A 15,524-nucleotide genomic window follows, 5' to 3' on the forward strand; every position below is an offset into this window, starting at 1 on the left:
GTGCACCCGGCGGTTTCGGCGGTGCTTTACGTTCAGGCAACGAGCCGCAACTTGTACCAATCATGCTGATGGTAGCAGCTAATAGTATTATACTCAATATCTTTTTCATGGTGTAAGTGTTTATAGTATAATACGCTTTAAAGTATTTTTGTTTTACCCGATCAGGGCAAACCTTTTTAAACTATGCCATGTTGTTTAATTAACCAATTGAGCTTATTATGACCACCGAACAAATTACCATTCGCCAGCTCTATCACGACTACCTGACAGCCTGGAACCATCGCGACGCTCATGCCATGGCCGCCCTAACCGATGATGATTGTACCCTGATAGGCTTTGACGGCAGCCACATGCACGGACATTTTGAAATTGAAACCACCTTAACGCAAATATTTAAGGACCACCCAACAGCGGCTTATGTAGCTGTAGTGAAAGAAGTGCGTTTTCTATCCGCCGATGTTGCCGTATTACGCGCCATAGCAGGCATGGTGCCGCCGGGCCAAAACACGATAAAGCCTGATGTTAACGCCATACAAATATTGACTGCTACACGTAAGCACGATAAATGGCTGATAACTGTATTTCAAAATACACCCGCTGCCTACCACGGCCGGCCCGAGCTGGTTAAAGAGCATACGGAAGAATTACAACACGAATTAGAGAGAAACGGGACTGCCGGATAAGCATAAACATATCCCGCTCAGGGTGCGCCACTTTTAAAAAGCGTCAATATTAATAAAAATTAAAAACCTGATTATCAATTACTTAAAATAAAAATCGGGTGCGCCGCATTGCGCCGCTTTTTTCGATAAAATACTGACTAACAATATTTTATAAAAAACAGCTGCGCCACATGCGCCACTTTAAAAGTGGCGCACCCTACCGTTAAAATTCCAGGTACTTATTGATCTTGATATGTACTTTATCGCCTGCCACGTACTTGTCGGGCTGGTCGTTCAGCAGGCGCAGGGTTACGCCGCCTTTCTCCACAAGCAGGTCCTCGTAGCTACCTTTAAACAGCACTTGCTTTACCGTCCAGTCCTTGCGCGTCCAACTGCTGGTGGGTACCGCCCATTCGGTATAGATCACCAAATTATCGGCATGCGTGCTGATACCGCATTGCGCGGCTTCGGCACCGCTTAGCACATTGCAACTGGTTAACAACTTGGCGGTATATAGATTTTGCGGCTGCTGGTATAAGGTCTTAGGATGACCTATCTCTACAATCTCCCCTTCTCGCAAAACCACCAACACATCAGCCATCGAAAGCACCTCAGCCGGGTCATGCGATACCATGATCACCGTGAGGCCGGTTTCCTGCACTACCTGCCGTATATCCTGCTGCAAACCCTCGCGAAACGAGGTATCAACCTGGTTAAAGGGTTCATCTAACAATAAAACTTCGGGCTGGGTAACCAGCGCGCGGGCTATGGCCAGGCGTTGCTTTTCGCCGCCGCTCAGGGTGGCTACCTGCTTATCGGCCATGCGCAACATGTTAAGTTGGGTGAGTACGCGGGTGGTTTTGTCTTCTTTGGCTTTAAGGTCGGTGTTGGGTATCATTACGGCCACATTGTCCCACACTTTGGCAAATATGTTCAGGCCGTCGGTATCCTGGGTTACCATCTTCATGGCATCGTGCCCGGGGATGAGCTTTTCTTCAGGCCCCCAAACACGCTCGTCCTTAAAACGCACCTCCCCCTCATCCGGCGACAACAAACCATACAGCAAACGCAGTAAAGTGCTTTTGCCGCTGCCGCTCTCGCCTATTATTGCCGTTATTTTACCGGGTTCAATAGAAAGACTGGTAGGCTTAAGCCCGGCCAAACGTTTACCCGGGTATAGTTTACTTACTGATATTGCCTGCAGAAATGATGGGTTAGCCATAGCGGGTAAAGATACATAAAACAACAAAAGGCCGCCCATTGTCCCGGACAGCCTTTTGCTTTATAATATATAGGTAGTATAGTAGGGTTGTTTAGAAGGTAAAGTTTAAGCCAACAGCGAAGTTCTTCAGTCCCGCTTGTGCCGGGCTGTGCTCAAACATATCGTTCATGTAATATTTGGCGTAGATACCTGCAAAGCCGTAGCTCAGGCGGGTAAAGGCGCCGTAACGCAGTTTGGTAAAGTGGTAGTCGTCGTCAATTTTCTGTTTACCTTTCTCCTCGCTGATCTGTTTAACACGGCCACCCAACAGTAAGCCTGCTTCCGGACCAACTATCCAACGGAAACGCTTGCCGGCATCATTCTCATTCGTCCTGATCTCGAAATTCAAAGGCACACGCAGGTAGGTTGATGAAAAACGATTTTTACTGTAGTTTATATTATCAACCACATAAGTTAAAGTAGGTGTATTTTTCTGTATCGTAATATTTTCGCGCAGGCGGATCAGTGTCCAGTCGAACCCTGCCCCCAGGGATACTTTGAAGTTATTACCAAAGCGGTATCCCAGTTCCACCAACTCAAAACCAACGTTGCTTGATTTCCATGAACGATAGCTCAAAAACTGGTTAGTTGGCGATAAGGTAAAGCTGCCATTATCTATCAGGGTAGTTAACCCCAGGTCAAACCTGAATTTCAAACCAAAGTTAAAGCGCTCGCGTCTTTCGGCAGCGGCTTTCAGACTGTCGCGGCGTTTCTGCCTGTCGCCAAAGCTAAAGCGGATGCTTGTGCGGCTTTCTTTTACAAACGAGGTATCTCTCTTAATGGTAGTATCATTATCAACAACGGTAGTAGTTGTAGTAACAGTGGTAGTGGTTTTAGTTCGTTGTGCAAACCCCAGGCTTGCTACCGCGCAAATAACAGCGGTTAATAAAAGGCGTTTCATAATAGTATGTGTATTAAATTGTATATAATGGTATAAGTAGATTATTGTTTTTTAATTTTTACCAGGCCCAGGTTTACCCCCGTTAAATTCGAACCTTCGTCCTCATCCTCGGTAAACTCTATCAGTTTGTCCTGGCGCTTATCAACCTTGGCTACTATGGCATTTATTAAACCGCCCAGGCTGCGTATACCATGCCTTTTGACAGGTTTAGCCGATTCATCAGTATTATCGGTTATAGTAGTTATCTTTTCTGTGCTTACCGTGGTTATAGCCAAAGGCGTTCCCTTATCCGGCACCGTCATCAACGGTTGATCCTGCATTTTTGGGCTAACTACGGCCAGTACAGGTTGCTCAACAGGTGCTAGCGTGTTTATTTCCGGCATAGCCGACGTAGTTACCACCTGTTTTACCGGTTCCGCTGCGGTTGCTTTTGAAGTAGGTTTTATAGTTGTTTTAGTCAGTGTTGCTACCTGTTCAATATCGATCTTAGTCACATCTTCTATCTTAGAAACCGGCTCAATCGGTTTTGGCGCGGTAACCGGAGCGTCCACTTTCGCTGCAACCTGATCTCCTTTAAAAGGCTTCAAATTAACCTTCTCCGTTGGCCTGAAAAACAACCAAGCTGCCGATGCCAATACCAACACACTTGCTGCAATGCTTAGGTAAGGTACTAAGCCGCGTTTAGCTTTTTTGCCATGCAACTCGTTGGCTATATTGTCCCATACCATGGGCGACGGTTCCAATTCAAGGTCGCCTAGTTTTGAGTTAAATAAACGGTCAAAATCTTTATCCTGCATATCCATATCTTTTATCTTCCATTTTACAAACCTGTTCTTTTAATATCGCCCTTGCTCTTGACAATTGCGACTTTGATGCCCCTTCGGTGATGCCGACGATCGCCGCTATCTCTTTGTGCGAGTACCCTTCAATGGCATATAAGTTAAACACCATGCGGTATCCCGGCGATAGCTGCTGTATCAAACCCATCAGGTCCTTCACATCCATGTTAGCCATGGCGGCAGGGTTTACTGATGGCTCGTCGTTCATTTCGGCAACATCAACCACCTGCATCATTTTGTGGTGCTTGCGGTAATACTCAATACTGCAATGCACCATGATACGACGAATCCAACCTTCAAACGAACCATCGCCCCGGTAACCTTCCAGGCTTTTAAAAACCTTAATAAAACCGTTTTGCAGCATATCCTCGGCTTCCATCCTATCGGTTGCGTAACGCATGCACACCGCCAGCATTTTACCGGCGAACTGCTTATACAGCATTTCCTGCGCCTTCCGCTCGCCTGCCCTGCAACGGCTTAGTAGTTCATCAATTGTATAGGTAGGTTTTAGTAGCATCATTTATTAGTAAGATGGCAGGCAGTAGCAAATGGTTGCACGGGGTATGAAATATTTTTTAAATTTAATGTTCTTGAAATATAGAATACTAGATTTCTAGAATAATGTGTATCTTTATTAAAATTAGTACACATGAGAACAAATATTGAAATAGATGATGTATTGTTAGCTAAAGCTCAAAAAGTAAGTAATATAAAGACAAAGAAAGCATTAGTTGAAAAGGCATTACAATTATTAATTACAATGGAAAACCAAAAGGGCCTTTTAGACCTATGGGGTAAGGTTGAAGTTGATGATAAAGCTTATCTATAAATGGACGTTATCTTAGTTGACACATCTGTATGGATCAATGTCTTTAAAGGCATTGAAACGGGTGCCAGCGTTTATTTAAGAAATAATAACCATAATATATCGGCAGCTACATGCCCGGTTATTGTTCAGGAAGTTTTGCAAGGAATAGTTAGCGATAAAGATCATCTTGCTATAAGCAATAGCCTAAATAATATAGTTAAGTTGCCAGCAGCTGGTTATAACTATGCCGTAGAAGCTGCCGCGCTGTATAGAGATCTTCGCAAAAAAGGAATAACAATCAGAAAGCCTAATGATTGTCTAATAGCAATATACGCAATCAAAAATAACGTTAGCATCCTTCACGATGATAAGGATTTTACAAACATTGCTGCTTTTACAGATTTGAAAACGGTGCAAGTTTAACCTACCGCTCCCGAAAATACTTATAAACCTTCACCGCCGACATCAGCACCAGCGAGAAAGCAATAATCCCCACCACCCCGAAGATCCAGTTGAGCGAGCTTTTCAATACTACCAGGAAAACGATAGCGAATAGGATAAGCGTAGCCAGCTCATTCCACAAACGTAATTGGGTTGATGTCCAGGTGTAGATGCCTTTGCGCATCTGGTTCATCTTCTTTTGGCAGATAAAGTGATAGGTGATCAGGCCAAGCACAAAGGCTAGTTTGATATGCATCCAGCCCATTTGCAGCCAGCCCGGCGATAAGCAAAGCATGGTTATACCGGCCGCCAACACCAGGTACATAGATGGCGTAGCGATAATCCACCACAGTTTTTTCTCCATCACCTCAAATTGCTCTGAAAGGATGGTACGTGCCGGTTCATCGCGCTGCTGCGCTTCGGTATGGTAAATAAACAGGCGCACCATGTAAAACAGTCCCGCCATCCAGCAGACTACAAATATGATGTGTATGGCTAATATGTAGTTATAGTATTGCACCATCGCCTGCGCGTGGTGTCATGCTGAGCTCCGTCGAAGCATGAGGGCAAAGGCCTCTGCGCTCACCTTTCGACGGGGCTCAGGGTGACACCCTGTTTCTATTATATTAGTATTTATATTCTTTTATCACCTCCACCGCGTACTTCACATTATCAAACGGGATATCGGGCATAATGCCGTGGCCAAGGTTGAATATGTAGCCGTCGGTGCCGTTCATGCGGTTAAACAGGCGATGTATGCGTTCTTTGATCACCTTTTTATCGGCATACAAAATATGCGGATCAAGGTTGCCTTGTACGGCTATACCTTGTGGTAAACGGTTTTTAATGTCCAGCAGGTCAACGTTCCAGTCGATAGAGATTACATCCGGTTTAGTTTCGGCCATCAGCGGCGCGAAAACCGAGCTGCCTTTACAGAAAGAGATCACCGGGATATCTTTACGATTCAGCTTGCTGATGATCTGCGCGATGTAGTTATGCGAAAATTCTTTATAATCATCCCATGCCAAAGCCTGTGCCCAGCTATCGAATATTTGGATAGCGTTAACGCCGGCCTCAATTTGCAAATTCAAATAATCAGCCGTAACGGTAGCTATCTTTGATAATAGCTGGTGCGCCATCTCGGGCTCGTTATGCAGCATCAATTTGGTTAGCTTAAAATCTTTTGATGATCCGCCTTCAACCAAATAGCTCATTACCGTAAAAGGCGCACCTGCGAAACCGATCAGCGGGATACGACCATTCAAACGTTGCTGAATAACCTTTATCGCATCGGCCACATATTGCAGTTCGCCAATGCAATCGGTGCTCAGGTTGTCAATGTCTTTTTGCGTACGCACCGGATTAGCAAACTTAGGACCAACACCTTGCGTAAAGCTCAGATCGCCGCCCATGGCTTCGCCTGTAACCAATATATCCGAAAACAGGATAGCCGCGTCAATATCCAGCAAGTCAACCGGTAACATGGTCACATCTGCCGCTATCTCCGGCGTTTTGCACATTTCTAAAAACGAGTACTTGTTTTTAATTTCCCAGTACTGTGGCATAAAACGGCCGGCCTGGCGCATCATCCATACAGGTGGGCGTTCGGTTTTTTCAGAAAATGCGGCTTTTATAAATAATGAATCTCTCATAATGTCATTGTAGAGACGCAATATTTTGCGTCTCCGGGTATTATTAAATTGGGTTTCATGTTGAGCTCCCTCGAAGCATGCAGGCAAAGGCCTCTGCGCTCACCCTTCGACCGAGCTCAGGGTGACACCCCTCTTTTGTTTTATTTTTTATCCAGCTCCAAATGCAAACGTCTTACTACGTCTTTCATTTTGGCTGATGTTTTTTCTTCGTGTTTATCGGCCATAGCTAAATACGCCTTGGCCTTTTCAAAATTGCTATTGCGTATGCTGATGTTGGCCACATGCACTAGTGCCGCCACGTGATCATTAATGGAGCGTAGCGGATACAGAGCCGCAGTTTCATAATGCTTTTCTGCTTCGGGGTAATTTTGCCTTTGCAGGTAAATCCCGCCCATTATAAACTCGTAAAAGCCCCTGCGCTTTTTGCTTAGCCACTCGGGCTTTGGCACTTGTTTAAGCAGGCTTTCGGCTTTATTGTAATCTTTTACGTGAAAAGCTTTGGCCGCCAGTATAATGGTACCTTCTTTAAAATACCCCCAGATGATCAGGCCTATAAACAGCAGTATAAAAGGTATAACTTCATACACCTTGTACTGCATAGCAAACGGCATGATCAGCAAAAAAGCGCCTATAACAATTACACGTGCCCAGTTTGTAAACATTAATTAGTGCTGATCGGTAAATTTATAGCCCACGCCGCGGATAGAGTGAAAGTAAACCGGGTTTTTCGGATCCGGTTCAAAATACTTGCGGAAAGTAAGGATAAAGTTATCGATGGTACGGGTTGACGGGTACACGTCATAGTTCCACACGGTTTCTAATATTTGCTCGCGCGATACGGCCTCATTTCTGCGTTCTATCAGCAGCTTTAATAACATCGTTTCTTTTTTTGTTAGCGGGGTGATGCTGCCATCGCCATTAACCAACTCAAACGAGTTAAAGTGGATGGTTTTATCACCTATTTTATAGCTGTTAAACTCTTTCAGGTCGTCGCCTTTTAAGCTGCGTTTTACCAGGTTGTTTACACGTAAAATAAGCTCTTCCAGGTTAAAAGGCTTAGTCAGGTAATCATCCGCACCTTTCTTTAAACCGGCAATTTTATCCTCGTTGGTATTTTTGGCGGTAAGGAACATGATAGGCACTTCCGAGTTTTCTAAACGGATAGTTTCGGCAACTACAAAGCCGTCAATTTCGGGCATCATCACATCCAGTATTACCAGGTTAAAACGCTCCTCTTTAAATAACTGCAGCGCTTTTTTACCATTGTTAGCGGTTGATACTTTGTAACCTTCCAGCTCAAGGTTAAGTTTGATGGCTTCTAAAAGATGCTCTTCATCTTCGGCCAATAAAATTCTTTTTCTGCTTGGCATAATTTAATTAATATTAAAAAACAACCTCAAATACGCTTCCCGCCGGGCGATTGTCTTTGACCCTGATGGTAGCTTCGTGCTTATCCAACACTTGTTTAACAATGTATAAACCAAGGCCGGTGCCTTTGGTATTGCGGGTTTCCTCACTACCTACCCGGTAAAATCTTTCAAAAATACGAGGTTTTTCCTCGTCTGGGATGCCAATGCCATGATCGGCCACCTGTAGGTAAACCTTTCCGTCCTTGGTAAACAGTTTCACATCTACCGTTTCGCACGGACCGGAATACTTAACCGCATTCTCTATCAAATTGTTTACAACCGATGTTAACGCAAACTTATCGCCGGTAATCTCAATCTTCGATTCAATTTCGGCATTAATAATTTTGCGCATACCGTCGCATTTATTGATCTGCAAACGATTAACAATACCATCAACCAAAACCGATAAGTTAAAGCTGGCTTTAGGAAACGAATACGAGCGGTTCTCAATTTTCGAGGCCAGTAACATATTCTCAACCATATCATCCAAACGTTCAATATCCATTAACGATTTACCTATAAAATCATTGATCTGCGTTTTGGTCAGATCGCGCTTTTGGATGGTTTGCAGTAACAATTTAATTGATGCCAAAGGCGATTTCAGCTCATGCGTTACAGATAGCAGGAAGTTCTTTTTCTGCTCCTGCAACTGCTGCTGCTTGTTAATAGAGCGATGCATATAATACACACCAAAGCCCAGCACAATAACAAACATCGAACCCTCGCTACACACCATGTTTACACGCTCGGGCTGCAAAGTTACCAGCTTATAACCCCACCATACAAGCTGCGCGGCGGCGTAAATTATTAGTGCGTAAAAAATTACTAATGTGCGTTTCATATTTATTTTTTAAACACCAGATCCAAACTATCAAATATAGCTCTTTTTGTTTTCTCCAAATCTATCTTGGTATGGGCCGCTGATATGAAGCCAACCTCGTACCCTGAAGGACCAAAATAAATGCCCCTGTTCAACAATTCGCGGTGCATAATCTTAAATTTCTCCATGCTAGCCGGGTCAATATCATCAGCTTTGCTGATAGCAGCCTGATCTGTAAACGCGAACCAAAATATAGAGCCAACGCTAAACACCTTAAATTTATAACTTCTTGCTGTCGCGAAGCGTTGAATAGCATCAACAAACTCGGTAGTTTTATTATTCAGATCCTTGTAGAAACCGCTACGCGCTAATTCGCTCAGCTGCGCTATACCGGCTGCCATAGCTACCGGATTGCCTGATAAGGTGCCGGCCTGATAAACTCCACCATCTGGTGATATATGCCCCATGATCTCGGCCGAAGCACCGTACATCCCCACCGGTAAACCACCACCGATAATTTTACCGTAGGTGATGATGTCCGGTTGGATCTGGTAGTATCCGGCCGCGCCTTCAAATCCTACACGGAAACCTGAGATCACCTCATCAAAAATCAACAAAGTGCCGTTAGCTGTACATATTTCGCATAGCGATTGCAAGTACTCTTTAGTTTGCAACAACAAACCATTGTTAGCCGGGATAGGCTCGATAATTACCGCGGCTATCTGGTCTTTAAAATCCTCAAACGCCTTTTTCAAAGCGTCGATATCATTCAACCCGATAACGATGGTTTCATCAGCAAAAGTTTTAGGCACACCTGCCGAAGAAGTCTCGCCAAAAGTAACCAAACCCGAGCCTGCCTTAACCAGCAATGAATCTGAGTGACCATGGTAGCATCCCTCAAACTTTAATATTTTATCACGCTTGGTATAGCCACGAGCCAACCTAATGGCCGACATTACAGCCTCAGTTCCCGAACTTACAAAGCGCAGTTTTTGTATGTACTTGTTATTTTTGAGGATAAGTTCGGCCAGTTCGTTCTCCAAAGCAGTAGGTGCGCCAAAGGACATACCGTTTTGCATTACCTCGATAACTTTTTCACGTACCTTGGCGTTATTATGGCCCAAGATCAGCGGTCCCCATGAGCCGCAGTAGTCGATAAACTCGTTATCATCAGCATCCCAAATGTGGCTTCCGTCACCTTTTTTAATAAACAGCGGCGTACCATAAACAGATTTAAAAGCCCTAACCGGCGAATTTACCCCACCCGGAAAAAACGTTTTTGCCTTAGCATACAACTCCGCCGATTTCTCTCTACTGATGTCTGGTTTGCCCGTGGTATTCAACGGCAGCTCATCATCACTTGAAAACATTTTTTTTATCGAGTCTAACATATTTTTAGTCGATGGACCATAGTCGATAGTCCATAGTTTTTATCATTTAATATTTCATTCACACAGTGATGGATCGACCATCGACTATAGACTGGCTTCTACAGCCACCCATTCTCCAACACTTCCTTAGCATGGTACGTCAATATCGCCGTTGCGCCCGCTCTGCGGATGCTGGTCAATACTTCGGTAACGGCGCGCTGCTCGTTTAGCCAGCCTTTTTGTACGGCGGCTTTTAGCATGGCGTATTCGCCGCTTACGTTGTAAGCTGCTACAGGTAGTTCGGTATCGTCTTTTATTAATTTTATTACATCCAGGTAAGCCAGTGCCGGTTTTACCATTAAAAAGTCGGCACCTTCGGCCTCGTCAAGGCGCGATTCAATCAACGCCTCACGCTGGTTAGCCGGATTCATCTGGTAAGTCTTTTTATCGCCAAACTTAGGTGCCGAATTCAAAGCATCCCTAAACGGACCATAAAACGCGCTGGCATACTTAGCCGAGTACGACATGATCGATACGTGCTTAAAACCGGCATCATCCAAAGTTTCGCGGATATAACCTACACGGCCATCCATCATATCACTTGGCGCGATGATATCTGCACCGCATTGCGCGTGGGCAATTGCCATTTTGCCTAAAACCTCCAGCGTTTCGTCATTCAATATCTCGCCATTTTCAACAATACCGTCATGGCCATCACTGCTGTATGGGTCCATGGCCACGTCGGTGATAACGCAAGCCTCCGGGAAGTTCTTTTTCACCTCGCGTATAGCACGAAGGTAAAGGCTTTCGTCGCGGTAGCTTTCGGTAGCGTATTTATCCTTTAGTTCTTCGCTGATGTTTGGGAACAGGTCAAACGCCTTTAAACCCAGCTTCATACAGCTTTCAACCTCGCGCAGTAAATTATCAATAGAATACCTGAAAATGCCGGGCATTGATGCAACCTCGGTTTTTTGGTTAACGCCATCCACTATAAATAGCGGAAATATCAGGTTAGCCGCGCTAACATGCGTTTCCTGCACCATTTGGCGTATAACTTCACTTTTTCGGTTTCTTCGTGGTCGTTGTAGCATAACTCAGTCCATGGACCATGGTCGATAGTCCATGGTGGTTTATTCTGTTTTAAAGTCTATGGACTATCGACCATCGACTATGGACTTTACAATCCAAACACCGCCTCAGCCAAACCAACTTCGTCGGGGCTAAAAGGCAGGGTATATTTTACGCCCATCTCATCAAATTTTTTGCCGGTTGATCTGCCAATAGCGATCACCTTTTGATAGGGGTCCATTAAATTATCAGCAAAATAGGCATCCACGTTTGATGGGCTGGTAAACACCAATACATCCGCACCCGAGCCTTCTACGTTCTCTTCCAAAACGGTTTCGTATATCGATAGGTCGATGATCTTGGTATCGGCCGATAAGCCTTTTTGTATGCTTCTTAAAGAATCTTCCGCGCGCGGGAAAAGCACCTGTGTGCCATTGGCCAGTTTAGCAAACTCTTCGGCAACTTCCGACGGTTCAACTCCCAAGCCGGTAAAATTGGCAAAGTAACCTTTACGACGCAGCATCTCTTCAGATCCGGCACCCATTACACCAAATTTTACATCTTTAGGCAATAGCGGTTCAAGTTTGAAAAAATATTCAACAGCGTTTTTGCTCGAGAAAAAGATCCAATCCACATATTTTAATATATATGAATCAAGCTTATTAATAACCGGCACGGTACGGATCAACGAGCGGCCGTCAATGTTTATATTATGTTTTTCTAACGCTCTGCGGAAATAGCTTTGCTCAGATACCTCGCGCGAGATGAATACGCTGCCCGGTAGTTTTCTGTCCTTTTGGAAATAACTTACCACTTTTTCAGACAAACCTTCTGTAGTTGGCGCCTCTAAAAATAACCTGTCGGGAAACTGGTCGCCCTCATCGGCTTTCGAAGCGAATACCTGGTAAGCATCATCTTCCTTGCGGCAATAAACGCCTAAAGGCAAATGGCAACCGCCGCCGAATAGTTTAAGCACGGTACGCTCAACCGCTAATTCTTCGGCAACATCAGGATGGTGTAATACCTGTAATGCCTGGAACAGTTCAGTATCGCTTTCGCGGATCTGTATGGCTAAGGCTCCTTGTGCAGGGGCCGGGATCAGTTCATTTGGTGTCAGTTCTTCTACGTGAAATTCGCTCAGGTCAATACCCAAACGGTGCACACCGGCTTTGGCCAACATAATGGCATCATATGCTTCATCGCGCAGTTTGCCTATGCGGGTTGGTACGTTGCCGCGCAGATCTTCAATTTCCAGATCGGGGCGGTAGGCCAGCAATTGCGCTTTACGACGGTTTGATGAAGTACCCACAATGGCACCATATTTAACCGAAAGCTTTTGCTTAACGTCTACACAATCTTTTAAGATCAATAACAACTCAGATGGGTCCTCACGTTCAGACACCGCGGCAATGATCAATCCCGGCGGGTTCTCGGTAGGCAGGTCTTTGTGCGAGTGAACAGCCAGGTCAATAGTGCCGGCTAATAACTCTTCTTCCAATTCCTTGGTAAAAAAGCCTTTGCCTTCCAGTTTGTCAAAACTTAAATTGAGGATGCGGTCGCCTTGCGTTTTGATAATTTTAAGCTCGGCGGTAATGCCGGCTGCTGCCAGGCTATCCTTCACAAAATTAGCTTGCCACAGCGCCAGTTCGCTGCCACGGGTTCCTATGATGAGTGTTCTTTCCAAGTGGGTGTTCGTTTGCACCTGCAAATTTAATTTTTTATACAGATGATTGCACTTTTAATTAATGATATGAAAATTGAGTGACGAATGTTTGATGTGCAGATATGGTAATGTGTAGATGAGCGGATGGTTTGAGCAATTTTTACCGAGTAATTATTTTTTATTGAGAGAAAACATTATTGGCAGGATTTGTGTAGTTTCCTCGTATAACACACAACAAAGTCATGAAAAAGATATTACAATTTACCTTTACGGTTTTAGCCCTAGCAGTTATTTTACAAGCCTGTTCAACAGGGAAAGCCTTGGTTGGCGCTTCAAATGGCCGTATTAATGGCACCTGGACGTTAACTAATGTTAGTTATGATGGCATTGTTGCCAGCGCCGTGCAGGATGTTTTTAACCAGGCACCGCCACAAGCTTTTGTAAACAGTGTATGGAAATTAACCGGCAGCGGCAATGGCTCGTACACCTTAGCCAGCGGAACATCACAGACCATCTTCTGGAGTTATAACGACCAGGATAAAAGCAACCCGATGTTTCAGTTTAAGAAAATATACGAAGGCGAGAAAGCTAAAAATATAGCCGAAGGCTACCAGCTTTATGTAGCGCAGGTGGACGGAAGTTCGATGACGTTAAAATCCCCTATCGCGGTGGGTGCTAAAACGGCTTATATTATATATACGTTTAGTAAACAGTAAATAATACAGGTAAAAAGAAAGGCTCCTTTACAAAGGGGCCTTTTTTATGCTATCTATTCCACGTGTAGCGTGAATGTAATCCGAGCAATAAAATTAATTATTGTTGATCAAGATATCCTTCGCCATGATCATGGGTACGCTGATGTACTTTTTCTCCATGTAATTGATCACTTTCTCCAGGGTTTCGCGCGATTGCTCATCCATAGCTAAAAGCTCGTCGGCAAAAACGGAGTTGATGGCGGTGTTACGGATCTCTTTGATCTTTTCGGGCACCTGGCGCATGGCCAGTTCAACGCGGCGTTGTTTTAACAGGTGGATAAACTCTTCCATGTTACGATCGATGATCGCTTCGGCATGGGTAAGCTCCTGGTAGCGCTCCTGCAGGTTGCGTTTGGCTACCTCGTTAAGTGAGTACACCTCGATAAAGTGTACCGGGAATTGCTCCAATACTTCGGGAGCGGTATCATTAGGTATAGCTAAATCAACAATAGTTTTTTTGTTGGTTTCGCCGTTCAGTAGTGTGGTATAAATTTCGGGAGTGATGATGGGCTCAACTGCCGATGTGCAGGTGATGATAACATCAAACCCTTTATTATAGCTTGCCAAAGCATCTAAAGTAAAAGCTTCGCCGTTAAGGTCGCGGGCCAGTTTTTCGGCTTTTGACAGTGTGCGGTTAAACACAGCGAAGTTAGAGAACTTATGCTTTTGCAGGTATTTTGAAATGTTTTGGTTGGTTTCGCCGGCGCCTATTAACAGGATGCGGGCATTGGTACATAGCTTAAGGTCTTTAAGCTTCCGGTAGGCCAGTGATACTACCGAGATGGGATTTTTAGAGATGGCGGTGTGTGTGTAAACTTCTTTAGCGGTTTTGACGACACAGTTCATAAACATTCGCATCCCGTCTCCGGTCAGGCCTGCCTCGCGGCAATCTTCATAGGCTTTGCGCAACTGGGCCAGAATTTCCTTTTCGCCGACGACCAAACTCTCCAGCGAGCACGAAGTGCGCAACAGGTGATTCAGCGCTTCCTGGTCTTCATAAATGCAGGCTGCATCTATAAAGGTATCCATATGGTGCGGGCACATGCCCGAATTTAAAGCTTCGATGAACTTTTTGGCAAAGGTTTTGTCAACCTCCTGCGGTGTAAGCATTACAAACTCCACACGGTTACAGGTTGCCAGGTAAAACATTTCGGTAATACCAAACGCGGCTTTAACTGCATGCAGTTTATCGGACAGATTTTCCTGACAGATAACCAACTTACCCAACTCCTTCAGCTCAATCTGTTTATGCGTAAAAGCTATTACCTTTAAATACTTCAAAGCAGTTTTAAATTTTAACCCAACAAAAATAACATCCTTAAGCACAATCAATGTCAAGCCTTTGTCATACAGCGGTATTTAGAATGTTTTTAAATAAATGAAATTACATTACTTAAACAACTGTATATCAACACAAAACCCAGATAAAATAATGAAAAAAGCTAAAAACATAAGCCTGCTGATATTGACAATTGGCTATATCGCGGCGGGTATAAACCATTTTGTAAACCCAAACGGCTACATCCGCATCATTCCGCATTATATTCCGTTCCCGATACTTATCAATTACGTTTCGGGCGCATTTGAAATTTTATTTGGACTGATGCTGATCTTTAAAACAACCCGCAAAACGGCGGTTTATGGCTTGTGTTTAATGCTGATAGCGTTTTTACCCGTGCATATTCAAATGATTATTGATGCGCCTTTTAAGCTCAATACGTTTACCGTTACGCCTTTGGTTGCCTGGGCGAGATTGTTGTTGCAGCCGGTGTTGGTGGGGTGGGCTTGGTGGCATACCGCTCCCGGCCTCCCCAAAGGAGAGGAGGTTTAGCGGGTAAAACCTTATAACATGAAATGCTTTTCAACCATGCCTCC

18 protein-coding genes are annotated in these 15,524 nt (G+C 44.5%); 5 read left to right on the forward strand and 13 right to left on the reverse strand.

All coding sequences use genetic code 11. The annotated features are described in order from the left end of the window. Nucleotides 1-218 precede the first annotated feature (218 nt). A complete protein-coding gene (locus tag AC59JT_RS18700; protein WP_497401914.1) occupies nucleotides 219-683 on the forward strand; it encodes an SgcJ/EcaC family oxidoreductase in 465 nt (154 codons plus the stop codon). Nucleotides 684-885: 202 nt separating this feature from the next. On the opposite strand, the gene AC59JT_RS18705 is transcribed toward AC59JT_RS18700, so the two are convergent. From AC59JT_RS18705 to AC59JT_RS18720, 4 genes are all read right to left on the reverse strand, one after another. Continuing rightward, nucleotides 886-1,884: an ABC transporter ATP-binding protein gene (locus tag AC59JT_RS18705; RefSeq protein ID WP_497401916.1), complete on the reverse strand. Its 999-nt coding sequence runs from the start codon at nucleotides 1,882-1,884 to the stop codon at nucleotides 886-888. 91 nt (nucleotides 1,885-1,975) lie between these two features. Beyond that, nucleotides 1,976-2,824 carry an outer membrane beta-barrel protein gene (locus tag AC59JT_RS18710; protein ID WP_497401918.1) on the reverse strand — a complete coding sequence of 283 codons (849 nt, stop codon included), beginning with the start codon at nucleotides 2,822-2,824 and terminating at the stop codon, nucleotides 1,976-1,978. Between the two features lie 41 nt (nucleotides 2,825-2,865). Next, nucleotides 2,866-3,621 carry a hypothetical protein gene (locus AC59JT_RS18715; RefSeq protein ID WP_497401920.1) on the reverse strand — a complete coding sequence of 252 codons (756 nt, stop codon included), beginning with the start codon at nucleotides 3,619-3,621 and terminating at the stop codon, nucleotides 2,866-2,868. Continuing rightward, complete coding sequence (locus AC59JT_RS18720; protein WP_497402354.1) at nucleotides 3,611-4,180, reverse strand: RNA polymerase sigma factor; 570 nt, start codon at nucleotides 4,178-4,180, stop codon at nucleotides 3,611-3,613. The genes AC59JT_RS18715 and AC59JT_RS18720 overlap by 11 nt, the downstream gene beginning before the upstream one ends. Before the next feature lie 132 nt (nucleotides 4,181-4,312). Here AC59JT_RS18720 and AC59JT_RS18725 point away from each other — a divergent pair, with 132 nt between their 5' ends. Beyond that, entirely contained in the window at nucleotides 4,313-4,492 is a 180-nt protein-coding gene (locus tag AC59JT_RS18725) for a type II toxin-antitoxin system VapB family antitoxin (protein ID WP_497401922.1), read from the forward strand. Then, nucleotides 4,493-4,894, forward strand: coding sequence for a type II toxin-antitoxin system VapC family toxin (gene vapC, locus AC59JT_RS18730; protein ID WP_497401924.1), 402 nt, complete (start codon nucleotides 4,493-4,495; stop codon nucleotides 4,892-4,894). It begins immediately after the preceding gene. A gap of 1 nt (nucleotide 4,895) precedes the next feature. Here vapC and hemJ read toward each other — a convergent pair whose 3' ends face one another. The 8 genes from hemJ to hemC form a co-directional block, all read right to left on the reverse strand. Next, complete coding sequence (gene hemJ, locus AC59JT_RS18735) at nucleotides 4,896-5,435, reverse strand: protoporphyrinogen oxidase HemJ (RefSeq protein WP_497401926.1); 540 nt, start codon at nucleotides 5,433-5,435, stop codon at nucleotides 4,896-4,898. A 103-nt stretch (nucleotides 5,436-5,538) separates the two neighbouring features. Beyond that, entirely contained in the window at nucleotides 5,539-6,564 is a 1,026-nt protein-coding gene (hemE, locus tag AC59JT_RS18740) for a uroporphyrinogen decarboxylase (protein ID WP_497401928.1), read from the reverse strand. Nucleotides 6,565-6,704: 140 nt separating this feature from the next. Then, entirely contained in the window at nucleotides 6,705-7,226 is a 522-nt protein-coding gene (locus AC59JT_RS18745; RefSeq protein ID WP_497401930.1) for a tetratricopeptide repeat protein, read from the reverse strand. A gap of 3 nt (nucleotides 7,227-7,229) precedes the next feature. Further along, entirely contained in the window at nucleotides 7,230-7,934 is a 705-nt protein-coding gene (locus AC59JT_RS18750) for a response regulator transcription factor (RefSeq protein WP_497401932.1), read from the reverse strand. 13 nt (nucleotides 7,935-7,947) lie between these two features. Further along, on the reverse strand, nucleotides 7,948-8,814 hold the full coding sequence (locus AC59JT_RS18755) for a sensor histidine kinase (RefSeq protein ID WP_497401934.1): 867 nt from the start codon (nucleotides 8,812-8,814) through the stop codon (nucleotides 7,948-7,950). 2 nt (nucleotides 8,815-8,816) lie between these two features. Then, the gene (gene hemL, locus AC59JT_RS18760; RefSeq protein WP_497401936.1) at nucleotides 8,817-10,184 is read right to left on the reverse strand and encodes a glutamate-1-semialdehyde 2,1-aminomutase; all 1,368 of its coding nucleotides are present in this window, start codon (nucleotides 10,182-10,184) and stop codon (nucleotides 8,817-8,819) included. Between the two features lie 98 nt (nucleotides 10,185-10,282). Next, nucleotides 10,283-11,254 (reverse strand): porphobilinogen synthase, encoded by a 972-nt coding sequence (gene hemB / locus AC59JT_RS18765; RefSeq protein WP_497401941.1) that lies wholly within the window; start codon nucleotides 11,252-11,254, stop codon nucleotides 10,283-10,285. Nucleotides 11,255-11,340: 86 nt separating this feature from the next. Continuing rightward, on the reverse strand, nucleotides 11,341-12,915 hold the full coding sequence (hemC, locus tag AC59JT_RS18770; protein ID WP_497401944.1) for a hydroxymethylbilane synthase: 1,575 nt from the start codon (nucleotides 12,913-12,915) through the stop codon (nucleotides 11,341-11,343). Nucleotides 12,916-13,136: 221 nt separating this feature from the next. Here hemC and AC59JT_RS18775 point away from each other — a divergent pair, with 221 nt between their 5' ends. Continuing rightward, nucleotides 13,137-13,610: a hypothetical protein gene (locus tag AC59JT_RS18775; RefSeq protein WP_497401946.1), complete on the forward strand. Its 474-nt coding sequence runs from the start codon at nucleotides 13,137-13,139 to the stop codon at nucleotides 13,608-13,610. Between the two features lie 93 nt (nucleotides 13,611-13,703). On the opposite strand, the gene hemA is transcribed toward AC59JT_RS18775, so the two are convergent. After that, the gene (gene hemA, locus AC59JT_RS18780; protein WP_497401949.1) at nucleotides 13,704-14,930 is read right to left on the reverse strand and encodes a glutamyl-tRNA reductase; all 1,227 of its coding nucleotides are present in this window, start codon (nucleotides 14,928-14,930) and stop codon (nucleotides 13,704-13,706) included. A gap of 151 nt (nucleotides 14,931-15,081) precedes the next feature. On the opposite strand from hemA, the gene AC59JT_RS18785 reads away from it, so the two are divergent. After that, nucleotides 15,082-15,480 (forward strand): DoxX family protein, encoded by a 399-nt coding sequence (locus AC59JT_RS18785; protein WP_497401952.1) that lies wholly within the window; start codon nucleotides 15,082-15,084, stop codon nucleotides 15,478-15,480. The last annotated feature ends 44 nt before the right edge of the window (nucleotides 15,481-15,524 follow it).

This window comes from Mucilaginibacter sp. A3364, assembly GCF_059690715.1.